Raw genomic sequence first — 15,474 nt, 5'->3', positions numbered from 1 at the left:
CCACATACGGTCCGCAGTCGAACGCCTAACGTTCCAGAACAAGCGCAAGCCCTTGGCCCACGCCGATGCACAGCGTGGCGACACCGACGCCACTGCCCCGCCGGGCGAGCTGATGAGCGACGGTCCCGGCGAGCCGGGCCCCGGACGCCCCCAGCGGATGCCCCAGGGCGATCGCCCCGCCCTGCGGATTGAGAATCGACGGGTCGAACTCGGGCCACTCCGCCACACATCCCAGCACCTGTGCAGCGAACGCCTCGTTCAGCTCCAGCACGGACAGGTCGCCGAACCCCCTGCCCGCCTTGGCCAGCGCCCGGTTGACCGCCTCGACGGGCGCCAGCCCGAAGTAGTGCGGGTCGGTCGCGGAGACACCCGTGGCGCGGACGCGGGCCAGCGGCTCGCGGCCCGTCACCCTCAGCCCCTCCTCGTCGACGAGCAGCAGCGCCGCCGCGCCGTCGTTCAGCGGCGAGGCGTTGCCCGCCGTCACCGTGCCGCCCTCCGTGCGGAACGACGGTTTCAGCTTGGCCATCGCCGCCAGGGAGGCATCCGGCCGGACGCATTCGTCGGCGGAGAAGACGACCGGCTCGCCCTTCCGCCGCGGAACCGCCACGGGCGCCAGCTCACCGTCGAACAGGCCCGCGGCCCGCGCCCGCGCCGCCTTCTCGTGGCTGCGCAGGGCGAACTCGTCCTGCCGCTCCCGGCCGATCCTGTGCTTGTCCGCGATGAGTTCGGCCGACTCGCCCAGCGGGATCGTCCACTGCGGCTCCATACGCGGGTTGACCATCCGCCAGCCGAGCGTCGTCGAGTACAGCTCGGCGTGCCCGGCCGGGAAGGGCTTGTCGCTCTTCGGCAGGACGTACGGTGCCCGGGTCATGGACTCGACACCACCGGCCAGCACGACGGACGCGTCGCCGAGCGCGATGGCGCGTGCCGCCTGGATCACCGCCTCCAGACCGGACGCGCACAGCCGGTTGACCGTCACACCGGGGACGGACGTGGGCAGACCGGCGAGCAGCGCGGCCATCCGGCCGACGTTGCGGTTCTCCTCGCCGGCCCCGTTGGCGTTGCCGAAGTACACGTCCTCGACCCGGGCCGGGTCCAGCTCCGGCGTGCGGGCGAGGAGTTCGCGGACGGCGTGCGCGGCCAGGTCGTCCGGGCGCACGCTCGCGAGGCCCCCGTTGTAGCGGCCGATCGGCGTGCGGACCGCGTCGACGATGTAGACGTCCTTCACTTCAGGCCCTCCGGAACGGTCAGATCGGCGCCGGTGCGGGCGATGATCTCGTCGGCGGTCACGCCCGGCGCCCTCTCGGCCAGGACGAGACCGTCCTCGGTGACGTCGAGGACGCCGAGGTCGGTGATGATCCGGTTCACGCACCCCTTGCCGGTCAGCGGCAGGGCGCACTCGGTGAGGACCTTGGGCGAGCCGTCCTTGGCGGTGTGCGTCATGACGACCACGACCGTGCGGGCGCCGTGCACGAGGTCCATCGCCCCGCCGATGCCGGTGACCAGTTTGCCGGGCACGGCCCAGTTGGCCAGGTCGCCTCGTTCGGACACCTGCATGGCGCCGAGCACGGCGACGTCGATGTGCCCGCCCCGGATCATCGAGAACGACAGCGCCGAGTCGAAGAAGGAGGCGCCCGGCAGGACCGTCACCGTCTCCTTGCCGGCGTTGATCAGGTCGGGGTCGACGGCGTCCTCGGCGGGGTAGGGGCCGGTGCCCAGGATGCCGTTCTCCGACTCCAGTACGACCTCGACGCCCTCGGGAAGGTAGTTCGGGATCAGCGTCGGCAGGCCGATGCCGAGATTGACGTACTGGCCGTCCCTCAGCTCCCGTGCCGCCCGCGCGGCCATCTCCTGGCGTGTCCAGGCCATCAGGACCTCACCGTCCGCTGCTCGATCTTCTTGTCCGCCGCCTGCTCCGGGGTGAGCGCGAGCACCCGCTGCACGAAGATGCCCGGCAGGTGCACCGCGTCCGGGTCGATCCCGCCGGGCTCCACCAGCTCCTCCACCTCGGCGATCGTGACCCGCCCGGCCATCGCGGCCAGCGGGTTGAAGTTGCGGGAGGACTTGTTGAAGACCAGGTTGCCGTGCCGGTCGCCCTTCCAGGCCCGCACCAGGGCGAAGTCGGTGCGGATGCCCCGCTCCAGCACGTACTCGGTGCCGTCGAACTCCCGGACCTCCTTCGGCGGCGAGGCCAGCGCGACCCCGCCCGCACCGTCGTAGCGCCAGGGCAGTCCGCCGTCGGCGACCTGGGTGCCGACGCCGGCCGGGGTGTAGAAGGCGGGGATCCCGGCGCCACCGGCCCGCAGCCGCTCGGCCAGCGTGCCCTGGGGGATCAGCTCGACCTCCAGCTCCCCGGCCAGGTACTGCCGGGCGAACTCCTTGTTGGCGCCGATGTAGGAGCCCGTGACCCGGGCGATCCGGCCGGCGGCCAGCAGCACCGCCAGGCCCGACTCCATCGCCCCGCAGTTGTTGGAGACCACCGACAGCCCGGTCACGCCGCGCTCGTGCAGCGCCCGGATCAGCGTGTCCGGCACCCCGCTCAGCCCGAAACCGCCCACCGCGAGCGACGCGCCGTCCGGCACGTCGGCCACCGCCTCCAGGGCTGTGGCGACCACCTTGTCCATCCGAGAGGCCCCATCTCTTCCGAGCGACCCGATCAGATTAATCAGGGCACTGAGTATTTCTGCGAGCTGCCCTCACGCTGCCATCGGCACACCGGGGCGTCAAGACCTCTGTGTATGCGCTCGTGAGTCCGCGCATGGACGGCAGACAGCGCCCGACCCTTTGCGTATTGTTCAGTGCACCGATGAAAAACGACCGAGGGGTGCACATGGCGGCCGCGGACCTCACCACCCACCCCGGGCATCTGGCCCGGCGCCTCCAGCAGGCGCACTACCTGCTGTGGAACGCGATGGTCTCCGAGGAGATCACCTCGCCCCAGTTCGCGGTCCTCAACACCCTCGTCGCCGAACCGGGCCTGGACCAGCGCACGGTGGGGGAGCGGGTGGGGCTCGACCGCTCCACCATCGCCGAGGTGATCAGCCGGCTCAGCCGGCGCGGACTGCTCGACAAGGTCCGCGACCCCCAGGACGGCCGCCGCTCCCTGTTGCACCTCACGGACGAGGGGGCGCGCACGCATCGCAGGCTGACCGTGCGCACCGCCCGGATGAACCAGGTGTTCCTCGCCCCGCTGACCGCCGACGAGCGGACGGTGTTCTTCGACCTCATCCGCCGGGTCGCGGACGCGGCCGAGGGTCTCCGCAATCCCGAGGAGCCGCTGGCGGCGCCCCGCTGAGGGCCGCGGCCCGGACGGGGCCGGTCAGGACGCCTCGGCGAACACCACCCACACCTGGCCCTTCGCGAAGTTCACCGGCGCGCCGTCACCGGTGGTGAACGAGGTGCCGTCCGCGGCCTTCTCCCGCTTCCAGTGCACGTCCCAGGTCCGCCCGTCGCGCAGCACCTCCGCCCTCCCCGAGCCGACCGTCTGCGTGTACGGCGTGTTGTTGCCGAGGAAGTCTCGGAAGGCGGACTCGCGCACCTTCACGTACTGCACCACGACCGTCGTGGCCGTCATCCGCTCCCCGTCGGCCGTCGTCGCGGGCGCGCCGTCCATGCCGACCAGCCAGCGGTCGCGGGAGTCCGACCAGGTGAAGGTGAAACGGGCCGCCGGGTAGCGCACCGTCCGGGAGTCCGTCGCGGTGCCGCCCGCGGGTGCCGAGCCGTAGCGGAAGCCGGTGGTCAGGGCCGCCTTTCCGGGGGCCTCGGGCACGATCCGCTCGGGCCGCAGGTAGAGGTTGTGCGGGGCGGGTCTGCCGGAATCGCGGAAGTAGGCGTCGGCGGCGTTGCCCGGGGTCTGCGCCCGCAGCGGTGCCTCGTCGATCAGCGGCAGGAGCTTCTTCTGCGCCCCGGAGAAGGCGAGCGTGGGCCGGCCGAACTGGCGGAGCAGCTCGAGGTCCGACTCACGTGCGCTGCGTACCGGCCCGACGGTCTCCGGCAGCCGCGTCGCGTACACGGCCATCAGCCGGCTCAGCCCGCCCTCGACCTGCTCGGTGTAGACCACGTCCGCGGCGTCGACACCGGTGTGCGGGCGCGCCCGAGCGGCGTTGTCGATCTTGACGGCGATGGCCGAGGGGCCCGCCTGCGAGGGGGAGGACTGCTGCCGTGACTCCTTCGGTGATCCGCGTCCGTCGTCGCCCGGTCCGACCCCGCTCGTGCAGCCCACCGCCAGGGCGGCCGTCACCGTGGCGGCCAGCAGCGCCGCCGTCGTCGTGGCACGCCGTCCGCGCGCCCCTCGTCCCATGCCCACCGTCGCCATCGCGCCTCATGTCATCGACGTGTCTAAATTGTGCGCTTATATGAACATCGGTGGCCATAGTCGACCGTTACGAGCGGAGCGGTGTCTCCGTCGCGTCCGTCGATCGGCGCAAGGTTCAGCGCGGGGCGGCCGGGTACTCGGGCCACGCCGTACGACCGGCGCGCACGCTGACGGAGGGAGCGCGAGGCGATGAGGGCAGTGACCTGGCAGGGCAAGCGGGACGTGCGGGTGGAGAACGTGCCCGATCCGGCGATCCAGGAGCCGACGGACGCGGTCATCCGCATCACCTCCACCGGGCTGTGCGGGTCCGACCTGCACCTGTACGAAGTGCTCACGCCGTTCATGACCCCGGGTGACATCCTCGGCCACGAGCCCATGGGCATCGTCGAGGAGGTCGGCGCGGGCGTCCCGGACCTCCAGGTGGGGGACCGGGTCGTGGTGCCCTTCCAGATCGCCTGCGGCAACTGCTGGATGTGCCTCACCGGCCTGCCCACGCAGTGCGAGACCACCCAGGTGCAGGGCGAGGGCATGGGCGCCGCGCTGTTCGGCTACACCCGCCTGTACGGCTCGGTGCCGGGAGCCCAGGCCGAGTACCTGCGCGTCCCGCAGGCCCAGTTCGGCCCGATCAAGGTTCCCCAGGGACCGCCCGACGACCGTTTCGTCTACCTCTCCGACGTCCTGCCCACCGCCTGGCAGGCGGTCGCCTACGCCGGCGTCCCGCAGGGCGGCAGCGTCGCCGTGCTGGGACTCGGCCCCATCGGTGACATGGCCTGCCGTGTCGCCCAGGTACAGGGCGCCGGACGGGTGTTCGGCGTGGACCTGGTCCCGGAGCGGCTGCGCCGGGCGAAGGAACGCGGCGTGGAGACCTTCGACCTCAGGTCCTTCGACGACGAGAAGGAACTCGTCGCCGCGATCCGCGACCAGACCGACGGCCGTGGCCCGGACGCCGTGATCGACGCCGTCGGCACCGAGGCCCACGGCAGCGCGGCCGCGCGCCTGGTGCAGAACACCGCGGCGATCCTGCCCCGCAAACTGGGCGCCCCGATCGCCGAGCGCTTCAGCATCGACCGTCTCGCCGCGCTCTACACCGCCATCGACCTGGTGCGCCGCGGCGGCACCATCTCGCTGTCCGGTGTCTACGGCGGCATGGCGGACCCGCTGCCGCTGCTCACCCTGTTCGACAAGCAGATCCAGATGCGGATGGGCCAGGCCAACGTCCGCCGCTGGAGCGACGAGATCATCCCGTACCTGACCGACGAGGACCCCCTCGGCGTGGACGACTTCGCCACCCACCGGGTACCGCTGTCGGAGGCCCCGCGCGCCTACGAGATGTTCCAGCGCAAGCAGGACGGCGCGGTCAAGGTCCTGATGCAGCCCTGAGCACCGCACGCAACTGGTGCCGCGCAGGCAAGGGTTGGCCCCGTCGGGACGCCCGGCACGCTCCCCCGTTCTCGGCTTCGCTCGAACGGGAGGGGCCCCCACCGCCGCACCGGCCGAAAGCCCAAGTACGTCCGGTACGAGGACTTCCGGCCGGCCCGCCGAGAGCACGCACCGGACGCCGCTCCTCAAGGGGCAAACCTCGCCTGCCCCGGCACTAACCGCCGAGGATCTCCGCCAGGTCGTAGCGGACCGGCTCCTCCAGCTGGGCGTAGGTGCAGCTCTCGGGGGTCCGGTCCGGGCGCCAGCGGCGGAAACGGGCAGTGTGCCGAAAGCGCTGCCCGTTCTCCATGTGGTCGTACGCCACCTCGGCCACGCGGTCCGGCCGGAGCGGTACCCACGACAGGTCCTTGCGGCCCGACCAGCGGCTCGGCGCCCCCGGCAGCCGGGCCTTCTCATGGGCGGACTCCTCGGACCAGGCCGCCCACGGATGCCCCGACACCTCGTCCATGCGCAGTGGCTCCAGCTCCTCCACGAGCTCGGCGCGCCGCTTCATCGTGAAGGCGGCGGACACCCCCACATGCTGGAGTGCGCCTTGCTCGTCATACAGGCCGAGCAGTAGCGATCCCACGACCGGGCCGCTCTTGTGCAGGCGGTACCCGGCGACCACGACGTCCGCCGTCCGCTCGTGCTTGATCTTGAACATGGCGCGCTCGTCCGGCCGGTAGCGCACCGCCAGAGGCTTGGCGACGACCCCGTCGAGACCGGCGCCCTCGTACTGCTCGAACCACTGCCGCGCCACCTCGATGTCGGTGGTCGCGGGTGCCAGGTGCACCGGCGCCGCCACCCCGGACAACTCCGCGGCCAGCCGGTCCCGCCGCTCGGCCAGCGGCACGTCCATCAGCGACTCGTCACCCAGCGCGAGCACATCGAACACGACCAGCGAGGCCGGCGTCCGCTCGGCCAGCATCCGCACCCGGGAGTCCGCCGGATGGATCCGCTCGGTCAGCGCGTCGAAGTCCAGATGCCCCTCCCGCGCGATCACGATCTCCCCGTCCACCACACACCGCTCGGGCAACCGCTCCCGAACGGCCGTCACCAGCTCGGGAAAGTACCTGGTCAGAGGCTTACCGGTGCGGCTGCCCAGCTCGACCTCGGCACCGTCGCGGAACACGATCGCCCGGAAACCGTCCCACTTCGCCTCGTACTGCATGCCCGTGGGAATCGCCGCCACCGACTTGGCGAGCATCGGCAGGACGGGGGGCATCACCGGCAGATCCATGGGTCGATTCTGCGCCGACATGCCACCGGGCGCCCGATGTGCGAGGTATGCGGGGTACGCCTACCGTGGCTCGCATGGGTGACGCGGTGGAACTGGAGGTCGGCGGCCGGACCGTACGGCTGTCCAGCCCGGACAGGATCTTCTTCCCGGAGCGTGGCTTCACCAAGCTGGACCTCGCCCGCTACTACATCGCCGTCGGCCCCGGCATCCTGCGCGCCCTGCGCGACCGGCCGACCACCCTGGAGCGCTACCCCGAGGGCATGAACGGGGAGAACTTCTTCCAGAAGCGGGCGCCGAAGAACATGCCCGACTGGATCCCGACCGCACACATCACCTTCCCCAGCGGCCGCAGCGCCGACGAGATGTGCCCGACCGAGGTGGGAGCGGTGGTGTGGGCCGCCCAGTTCGGCACGCTCACCTTCCACCCCTGGCCGGTACGCCGCGACGACGTCGACCACCCCGACGAACTGCGCATCGACCTCGACCCGCAGCCCGGCACGGACTACGACGACGCCGCCCGAGCCGCCCACGAACTGCGCGCGGTCCTGGACGAGTTCGGCGGGCTGCGCGGTTTCCCCAAGACCTCCGGCGGCCGGGGCCTGCACGTCTTCGTGCCCATCGAGCCGCGCTGGACCTTCACCCAGGTCCGCCGCGCCGCCATCGCGGTCGGCCGGGAGATGGAACGGCGGATGCCCGAGCGCGTGACCATCAAGTGGTGGAAGGAGGAGCGGGGCGAGCGGATCTTCATCGACTACAACCAGACGGCCCGCGACCGCACGATCGCCTCCGCCTACTCGGTACGCCCCCGCCCGCACGCCCCCGTCTCCGCGCCCCTGCGCTGGGACGAGGTGGGCATCGCCCACCCCCAGGACTTCGACCTCGCGACCATGCCCGCGCGCTTCACCGAACTCGGCGACGTGCACGCGGACATGGACGACCGCCGCTACTCCCTGGAAGCCCTGCTCGACCTCGCCCGCCGGGACGAACACGACCACGGTCTCGGCGACCTGCCGTACCCGCCCGAGTATCCGAAGATGCCGGGGGAGCCCAGACGGGTACAGCCGAGCAGGGCCCGCAAGGAGAAGCAGCCTCCTACAGGTCCTTGATCCGGATGTCCCGGAACGAGACCACATCCGTCGTGCCGTGCACCTGCAGCCCGATGTAGCCGGAGGCGAAGCGCCGCCCGTCCGTGCCCGGGTCGTCCGAGCGCGGTGGGCTGAACTCCTGACCGCCGGTGTTGTCGAACTCGTTGATCAGCACACCGTTGCGGAACACCGAGTAGTGCTGGCCCTCCACGCGGATCTCGTAGTCGTTCCAGGTGCCCTTCTGCGTCACGCCCGCCCCGGCCAGGCCCACGCGGTCGAAGCCGTAGAGGGAGCCCGTCTTGTACAGGTCGCCGTCGGGCCGGTCGAGCACCTGCACCTCGTGCCCGTACTTGATGGCGACCCACTCCGGGCGGGACTCCTCCGGGTGGCCGTGGACCCACGGGAAGCGCACGAACACACCGGAGTTGGCGTTGCCGGTGCCCGGGGCGCCGTCCCGCCACTGGAGCTTCAGCGAGAAGTCGCCGTACTTGCGCTGGGGGAACCACAGCATGCCCAGCCCGGGCGTCGTGGTGCCGGAGGTGATCGTCCCGTCCGGGTTCAGTCCGAACGAACCGCCGCCCACGTGCTGCCACTTGGCGAGGGACTCCGCGGTCCCGTCGAAGAGCGCGCGGTACCCCTCGGTCCGCCCCGGTGTGCCGATGCCGGATTGCCGGGCGGCCTTCCGGATCGCCTTGGACTCCCGCTGGTCGATGACCCCTTCCTCCAGCAGCGCGTCCAGGACCGCGGTCACGTGCTTGAGGAACAGCGCCTGGGACGTCCACTCCTTCTCGTCCTCGATCAGCTCGCCGATCCGGCACCGGTTGTCGGTGACGCGGTTGCGCACGCCGGAGTCGACCGTGCCGACGATCACCGTCGACCGCTCGTCGTACTCGGGGCAGTCCGGCGCCGGAACCTGCCCGGAGACGACCGTGAAGGTCACCGTGCGGGCCGCCGCCGTGTTGCCGGCCTTGTCCGTCGCCCGGTACGCCACGGTGTGCGCACCCGCCCGGTCGACCACCAACGGCGCCGAGTAGGCGAGGTAGGGCCCGCCGTCCAGCGAGTACTCGATCCTCTCGACGCCCGAGCCGTGCGCGTCGGTCGCCGAGACGGTCACCCGGGCGCTGTTGACGTACGCCCCGGCGGAGTTCTTCGTGCCCTCCACTGTCACCCCCGTCACCGGAGGGGTGGTGTCCTGCGGCGGCGCGGCGGCCACGGTGAACCGCACGCTCTTCTCCGCCGCCACGTTGCCCGCCTTGTCGGTGGCGCGGTAGCGGACGGTGTGCTCGCCCACCTGGTGCACCATCACGGGTGCGGTGTACGGCTGCCAGGCCCCCGAACCGACCGCGTACTCGATGGTGTTGACCCCGGAACCCGTGTCGGAGGCCGAGACCGTGACCGTCGCCATGTCGATGTACGCCCCGTCGGCGTCGCGCTCACCGCTCACCGTCGCCGAGGTCTCCGGCGCGGTGGTGTCGTCCGACTGCGGCGCCACGACCGTGAACTCGGCGCTCTTCTCGGCGGAGACGTTCCCCGCCTTGTCGAACGCCCGGTAGCGGACCTTGTGACCGCCGACCTGGTCGACGACGACCGGCGTGGTGTACGGCTGCCAGGCGCCCTCGTCGCCGATCGCGTACTCGATCCGCTCGACGCCGGAGCCGCCCTCGTCGGCGGCGTGCAGCGCCACGCTCGCCGAACCGACGTACGCGCCCTGCGTGTTCTGCGTGCCGCTGACGTGCGCCGACACCTCGGGCGCCGTGGTGTCCTCGCCGGTGCCCTCGGTCACCGTCAGGATGCCCTGCATCTGGCCGTGGCCGGGGATCGTGCAGTGGTAGAAGTACCGGCCGGGCGTGAGCGTGACCTGGGCGGTGTGCTTGCCGCCCTGGGCGTCGTTCGGGTTGGCCAGGACGTTGAGCTGCACATCGCCGTTGAACTCGGGATCGCTGGTCACGAACGTCAGCGTGTGCGGCATGCCCGTGGTGTTCCCGGTGGCCGTGCTGTTCTCGAACACGATCGTGGCCGTCCCGGCGACCGCGGTCTTCGGTGCGGAGAGGTACTTGTCGATGTCGTTGTCGGCCGTCCAGGTGAGCACCTGGTCGGCGGCTTCCTTCTCGGGCTGCCCGGCGGCGGGCAGCGCCTGCACGCCGAGCAGCATCAGCAGGGCGGCCAGCAGGGCGGCCCAGACTCTTCCGCGCCGGATCACTCGCTCCCCCTCGCCAGCCGACCGGCGGCCGGGGTGGGCCCGCCGCCCTTGTAGGTGACCCGCCACAGGGCCGACTTGGAGTCCGAGGTGAAGAAGCCGCGCCCGTAGTCGAGGACGTACAGCGCCCCGTCCGGACCGAACTTCCAGTCCATGAGGTTCTTGATGCCGTCGTTGCCGATCGGCACGATCTTCTTCAGCGACTCCGCGTGCACCGGCAGACCGCCGTCGCCCTGGGTCTTCGGGTCCATGAGCACCGCGTTGCGCGGCTGGTCGGCGTCGTAGAAGTCACCGACGAACCACTTGCCGTCCCAGTAGGCAGGCCACTTGACGGTGCTGTCGGCCGCGGCCGTGCCGTACCGGTAGACCGGACCGTTCATCGCGGCCTGCCCGCCGCCCTTCAGCCAGGGCAGCCGGTACGTGGCCTCCGACGGCCGGTACGACGGGACACCGTTCGCGTCCCGCGGGTAGTCCGGCGCGCCGCCCGAGGGCGAGTACCAGATGCTGTTGCCGGTCACCGGCGGCAGGTTGACCAGGCCGTCGTTGTTCGGCGACTCGTTCTTCGGGTGGTCGCAGTCGTACCAGCCCAGCGGCTTGGACGGGTCGGGCAGATTGCGGTCCCGGTAGGGCTGCTTGTTGCCCATGCAGTACGGCCAGCCGCGGTTGCCCGCCTCGGTGATGGCGGCGAACGTGTCGTACTTGGCAGGGCCCCAGGTCGTCGAGGGCGCGCTCGCGTCCGGGCCGACCCAGCCCGCGTAGAGCACATCGGTCGAGGTGTCGACGGAGATGCGCGCCGGGTTCCGTACGCCCATCACGTAGATCTCGCCGCGGGTCTTGCCGCCGCCCTCGTCGGTCTCCTTCCCGGTGAAGAGGTTGCCCTCGGGGAGCGTGTACGTCCCGTCCGGCTCCGGGTGGATGCGCAGAATCTTGCCGTTGAGGTTGTTGGTGTTGCCCGCGGTGCGGCGTGCGTCCGCGAAGGAGACGCCCTTGTAGTTCGGCTCCGGGTTGTTGCCCGAATAACCGGCGCTGAAGCCGCTGGAGTTGTTGTCACCCGTGGCGATGTACAGGTTTCCCTTGGAGTCCCAGGCCATCCCGCCGCCCGCGTGGCAGCAACTGTGGATCTGCACCGGCCACTTCAGCAGCACCTTCTCGCTGGACAGGTCCAGCTTGTTCGTGGCCCGGTCGAGCGTGAACCGGGAGACCCGCCGCTCCGCCATCCGCGTCTCGCGGTTGATCCGCTCGTGCGGCGTGTAGTGCAGGTACACCCAGCCGTTCTGCGCGAACCCGGGATCCAGCTCTATGCCGAGCAGGCCCTCCTCGACCTTGACCAGTTCGTCCCCGCCGCCCTTGTTGCCGAAGACGGTGAGCGCACCGGCGAGGCTGACCTGCTTGGTCTTCGGGTCGTAGACGTGGATCTCGCCCTTGCCCTTGCCGATGTCGGGATTGTTCCAGTCCGTGATCACGGGCTGTGAGGAGTCGGCGCCGCCCCGGCCGATGTAGAACACCCGGCCGTCGGGTGCGGTGACCATCCCGTGCGGCTCGCCGATCTGGTCGTTCTGCCCGGGCTGGTTGGGCTTGGTCAGCCGCTCCGCCGCGTAGTTGGCGTTGATGGTCGCCTTGCAGTCGGCCTGCTCCAGCCGGGTCGTCCACATCAGCGCGCCCCGCAGGTGGGCGCGGAAGTCGGTCTCGTCGTACGACGACACCGTCCCGCCCATCCCGGTGTAGAAGGACCGGCCGCCGTCGTAGTCACGGCACCAGCTGACCGGGTGGTCCCAGCCGTTGGAGCCCGTGCCCGGCTGGTACGTCGACTCGCGGACCCGGGCGACCGTGTGCACCTCGCCCGACGGGTTCTTCACCCAGTTGAGCCAACGGTCCGGGCGTTTCCACTGCACCGGCAGGTCCTTGGTGGCGGGGTGGCCGCGGTCTCCGACCTCCACCGTGGCGCGCTGGACGGCCGTCGGGCCGGAGGCGGCCGGACGGGCACCCACCAACCCGGTGAACCAGTCCGAGTACGGCTCCGCGCGCGCCGCGTCATGGATGCCGACGAACCCGCCGCCGGCCTCCATATAGGCCTCCAGGCCCGCCTCCTGCTCCGCGCCGAGGACATCGCCCCCACCGGTCAGGAACACGATCGCGTTGAAGCGGCCGAGTCGTGTCCCGTCGGTGAACACCGAGGCGTCGGCGGTGGCCTGGACCTTGAAGCGGCGGTTCTCCGGACCCGTTCGGCCGATGTCCTCGACGGCCTCGATCCCGGCGTTCACGACCGGCGACTCCTCCCCGGCCGCCGCCGAGCCGTGGAAGATCAGCACCCGTACGTCCGCGCCACCGGGCGGCGACTTGATCGACATCGTTGTCAGCGGGGGTTCGGGATAGGGACGCGCACTCGCGGCCGGGCCGGACAGCAGCCCGGCGGTCACGACCCCCGCGGCGACGGACGCCGCCCAGACGCGTCTTGATCTGCTCAACCCTCGTAAGTGCATGGGCACCTCCTCGGTCACGGCGACACCGTCAAGGAAGCTAAACCCCTTTACGTGCCTCGCCAATACCTATGACCGGGACGGCGCCAACTTTGTCTTGAGTGTGGATAAACGGGAGCACGGCCGGTACCGTCGCACCGGTTCATCACAGATACGCCTCCGTAAAAGCCTTACCGGGGTGGGGAGTTCCGCATGGACAGACGCAGCTTCAACCGGCGGGTCCTGCTGGGCGGCGCGGCCGTCGCGACATCGTTGTCCGTGGCGCCGGAGGCAGTGAGCGCCGCCGGACCGGCCAAGACGGCGCCCGCCGGGGGCGAGGTGAAACGCATCAAGCTGTACGCCGAGAAACTGCCCGACGGCCAGATGGGCTACGGGCTGGAGAAGGGCAAGGCGAGCATCCCGGGGCCGCTGATCGAACTCAACGAGGGCGACACGCTGCACGTCGAGTTCGAGAACACCATGGACGTGGACGTGAGTCTGCACGTCCACGGCCTGGACTACGAGATCACCAGCGACGGCACGAAACTGAACCGCAGTCATGTGGAGCCGGGAGGAACCCGCACCTACACCTGGCGCACCCACGCCCCCGGCCGCCGCAAGGACGGCACGTGGCGCTCGGGCAGCGCGGGCTACTGGCATTACCACGACCACGTCGTCGGCACGGAACACGGAACGCAGGGGCTGCAGAAGGGTCTGTTCGGCCCGGTCGTCGTCCGCCGCAAGGGCGACGTCCTGCCGGACCGGACGCACACGGTCGTCTTCAACGACATGCGCATCAACAACAAGCCGCCGCACTCCGGGCCGGACTTCGAGGCCACGGTGGGCGATCGCGTCGAGTTCGTCGTGATCACGCACGGCGAGTTCTACCACACGTTCCACCTGCACGGTCATCGCTGGGCGGACAACCGCACCGGCATGCTGACCGGCCCCGAGGATCCCAGCCAGGTCATCGACAACAAGATCACGGGGCCCGCCGACTCCTTCGGCTTCCAGGTGATCGCGGGGGAGGGCGTCGGCGCGGGCGCCTGGATGTACCACTGCCACGTCCAGAGCCACTCCGACATGGGGATGGTGGGGCTGTTCCTGGTGAAGAAGCCGGACGGGACGATTCCGGGGTACGAGCCGCACGAGCACGGGCAGCAGCCACCGGGAGGCGGGCACGAGCACTGAGGGGCCGTTGCCGCCCGCGCTGTGCGAGAGCGCTCTCACCACGCTGCGTCCCCGGGGCTATCCTGATCCGCAGCCGCAGGTGAGGAGCCCCGAAGTGACCGACACAGCGCCGCGTCCCACCCTGGAGGCCGTGGCCGCCCGGGCGGGTGTCTCGCGGGCCACCGTGTCCCGCGTGGTCAACGGCGGCGACGGAGTGCGCGACATCCTCGCGGAGCGGGTCCGCAAGGCCGTGGACGAGCTCGGGTACGTGCCCAACCAGGCCGCCCGCTCGCTGGTGACCCGGCGGCACGACGCGGTCGCGGTGGTCGTCGCCGAACCGGAGACCCGGGTGTTCGCCGACCCGTTCTTCGCGCTCCAGCTGCGCGGCATCAGCAAGGAGCTCACCGCCCACGACAACCAGCTCGTGCTGCTGCTGACCGAGGGCCGGGACGACCACGCCCGGGTCGGCCGGTACCTCGCCGGCGGGCATGTCGACGGGGCCCTCGTCTTCTCCCTGCACCTCGACGACCCGCTGCCGGAGCTGATCCAGCGGGCCGGCGTCCCCACCGTCTTCGGCGGCCGGCCCGGCTGGAGCGGCGACCGTCGGGACGTGGTCTACGTCGACAGCGACAACCGCGGCGGCGCCCGCGACGCCGTCCGCCACCTGGCCGGCCTCGGCCGCACCCGGATCGCGCACCTCACCGGCGCACTCGATCAGACCTCGGCCGCGGACCGCCTCGACGGCTACCGGGACGTCATGGTGGACGCCGACCCGCGGCTGATCGCCGAGGCCGACTTCACGCCCGCCGGAGGTGAGCGGGCGATGCGCGAGCTCCTGGAGCGCTGCCCGGACGTCGACGGGGTGTTCGCCGCCAACGACCTCATGGCCTCCGGGGCCCTGCGCGTCCTGCGTGAGTCCGGCCGCCGGGTCCCCGACGACGTCGCCGTGATCGGCTTCGACGACATGCGGCCCGTGGCCGAACAGACCGACCCGCCGCTGACCACGGTCCGTCAGGACATTGAGGAGATGGGCCGCCTGATGGCCCGCCTGCTGCTGCGCGGCCTCGACCGGGACGCCCCGAAGGACGGCGTCGGGGCGGCACCGTCGAGCGTGGTGCTGCCGACCACACTGGTACGGCGCCGGTCCGCGTAGGGGCCGGTCGCTGCCCGCCGTTCCCGCGATCCGCCCCGGGCCGCCTCAGTCCTGACGGGGCACGCTGCGGATCACCGCGAAGCGGGTCCCGCACGTCCATCGGCCGCACCGCCACCGAGCCCCGTGCCCGCTGGGCCGCCAGGGCCGTGGCGTCCGCGTCCGGCACCTGGAAGTACACCGTCCAGGACGGCGGGCCCTGCTCCGGTGTGGTCTGCCCGCCCCCGGCGGCCGTCCTGCCGCCCAGCGGGAAGAGGCCGTACCCGCCGACGTCCGGGCCGCCCGGCCGGAACCGCCGGTCGAACAGCCCTCCGTAGCAGGCGGCGGCGCCGTCAGGTCGGCGGTGCCTAGTAGTGCTTGGTCAGGTTCGTATCGGTGTGGGTATGTCGTGGTGGCAGGTGGGGCAGACGCCGGTCCAGAGGGCGAGGAGTGTCTGCAGCTC

At 71.2% G+C, this 15,474-nt stretch carries 12 protein-coding genes; 5 read left to right on the top strand and 7 right to left on the bottom strand.

What is annotated here, in order from left to right; genetic code table 11:
• Positions 1-25 precede the first annotated feature (25 nt).
• Genes ABTX62_RS30410 through ABTX62_RS30400 form a run of 3 tightly spaced genes read right to left on the bottom strand, consistent with a single transcriptional unit; the run spans position 26 to position 2,624 of the window.
• Positions 26-1,228 (bottom strand): thiolase family protein, encoded by a 1,203-nt coding sequence (locus ABTX62_RS30410; RefSeq protein ID WP_352119186.1) that lies wholly within the window; start codon positions 1,226-1,228, stop codon positions 26-28.
• A complete protein-coding gene (locus tag ABTX62_RS30405; RefSeq protein WP_352119185.1) occupies positions 1,225-1,869 on the bottom strand; it encodes a CoA transferase subunit B in 645 nt (214 codons plus the stop codon). Before ABTX62_RS30405 ends, ABTX62_RS30410 begins: the two co-directional genes overlap by 4 nt.
• The gene (locus tag ABTX62_RS30400; RefSeq protein WP_283974391.1) at positions 1,869-2,624 is read right to left on the bottom strand and encodes a CoA transferase subunit A; all 756 of its coding nucleotides are present in this window, start codon (positions 2,622-2,624) and stop codon (positions 1,869-1,871) included. The genes ABTX62_RS30405 and ABTX62_RS30400 overlap by 1 nt, the downstream gene beginning before the upstream one ends.
• 206 nt (positions 2,625-2,830) lie before the next feature.
• Here ABTX62_RS30400 and ABTX62_RS30395 point away from each other — a divergent pair, with 206 nt between their 5' ends.
• Complete coding sequence (locus ABTX62_RS30395) at positions 2,831-3,295, top strand: MarR family winged helix-turn-helix transcriptional regulator (RefSeq protein WP_352119222.1); 465 nt, start codon at positions 2,831-2,833, stop codon at positions 3,293-3,295.
• A 24-nt stretch (positions 3,296-3,319) separates the two neighbouring features.
• On the opposite strand, the gene ABTX62_RS30390 is transcribed toward ABTX62_RS30395, so the two are convergent.
• Positions 3,320-4,315, bottom strand: coding sequence for a DUF3048 domain-containing protein (locus ABTX62_RS30390; protein ID WP_352119184.1), 996 nt, complete (start codon positions 4,313-4,315; stop codon positions 3,320-3,322).
• Positions 4,316-4,504: 189 nt separating this feature from the next.
• Between ABTX62_RS30390 and ABTX62_RS30385 the strand changes: the two genes are divergently transcribed.
• Positions 4,505-5,695 carry a zinc-dependent alcohol dehydrogenase gene (locus tag ABTX62_RS30385; RefSeq protein WP_352119183.1) on the top strand — a complete coding sequence of 397 codons (1,191 nt, stop codon included), beginning with the start codon at positions 4,505-4,507 and terminating at the stop codon, positions 5,693-5,695.
• A 214-nt stretch (positions 5,696-5,909) separates the two neighbouring features.
• Here ABTX62_RS30385 and ABTX62_RS30380 read toward each other — a convergent pair whose 3' ends face one another.
• Positions 5,910-6,974 (bottom strand): ATP-dependent DNA ligase, encoded by a 1,065-nt coding sequence (locus ABTX62_RS30380; RefSeq protein ID WP_352119182.1) that lies wholly within the window; start codon positions 6,972-6,974, stop codon positions 5,910-5,912.
• A gap of 74 nt (positions 6,975-7,048) precedes the next feature.
• Here ABTX62_RS30380 and ligD point away from each other — a divergent pair, with 74 nt between their 5' ends.
• On the top strand, positions 7,049-8,080 hold the full coding sequence (ligD, locus tag ABTX62_RS30375) for a non-homologous end-joining DNA ligase (protein WP_352119181.1): 1,032 nt from the start codon (positions 7,049-7,051) through the stop codon (positions 8,078-8,080).
• Here the strand turns inward: ligD and ABTX62_RS30370 are convergent.
• The gene (locus ABTX62_RS30370; protein ID WP_352119221.1) at positions 8,067-10,211 is read right to left on the bottom strand and encodes an OmpL47-type beta-barrel domain-containing protein; all 2,145 of its coding nucleotides are present in this window, start codon (positions 10,209-10,211) and stop codon (positions 8,067-8,069) included. The two genes, ligD and ABTX62_RS30370, sit on opposite strands and share 14 nt — an antisense overlap.
• Positions 10,212-10,255: 44 nt before the next feature.
• A complete protein-coding gene (locus ABTX62_RS30365; RefSeq protein ID WP_352119180.1) occupies positions 10,256-12,736 on the bottom strand; it encodes a ThuA domain-containing protein in 2,481 nt (826 codons plus the stop codon).
• 189 nt (positions 12,737-12,925) lie between these two features.
• Between ABTX62_RS30365 and ABTX62_RS30360 the strand changes: the two genes are divergently transcribed.
• Both ABTX62_RS30360 and ABTX62_RS30355 read left to right on the top strand, forming a co-directional pair.
• Positions 12,926-13,903 (top strand): multicopper oxidase domain-containing protein, encoded by a 978-nt coding sequence (locus ABTX62_RS30360; RefSeq protein WP_352119179.1) that lies wholly within the window; start codon positions 12,926-12,928, stop codon positions 13,901-13,903.
• Positions 13,904-13,997: 94 nt separating this feature from the next.
• Positions 13,998-15,035, top strand: a complete 1,038-nt coding sequence (locus tag ABTX62_RS30355) for a LacI family DNA-binding transcriptional regulator (protein ID WP_352119178.1) — start codon at positions 13,998-14,000, stop codon at positions 15,033-15,035.
• The last annotated feature ends 439 nt before the right edge of the window (positions 15,036-15,474 follow it).

The organism is Streptomyces sp. NPDC096046 (genome assembly GCF_040303285.1).
In the GTDB taxonomy this organism is placed as follows: domain Bacteria; phylum Actinomycetota; class Actinomycetes; order Streptomycetales; family Streptomycetaceae; genus Streptomyces.
This window is presented reverse-complemented; position numbering and strand designations above follow the sequence as displayed.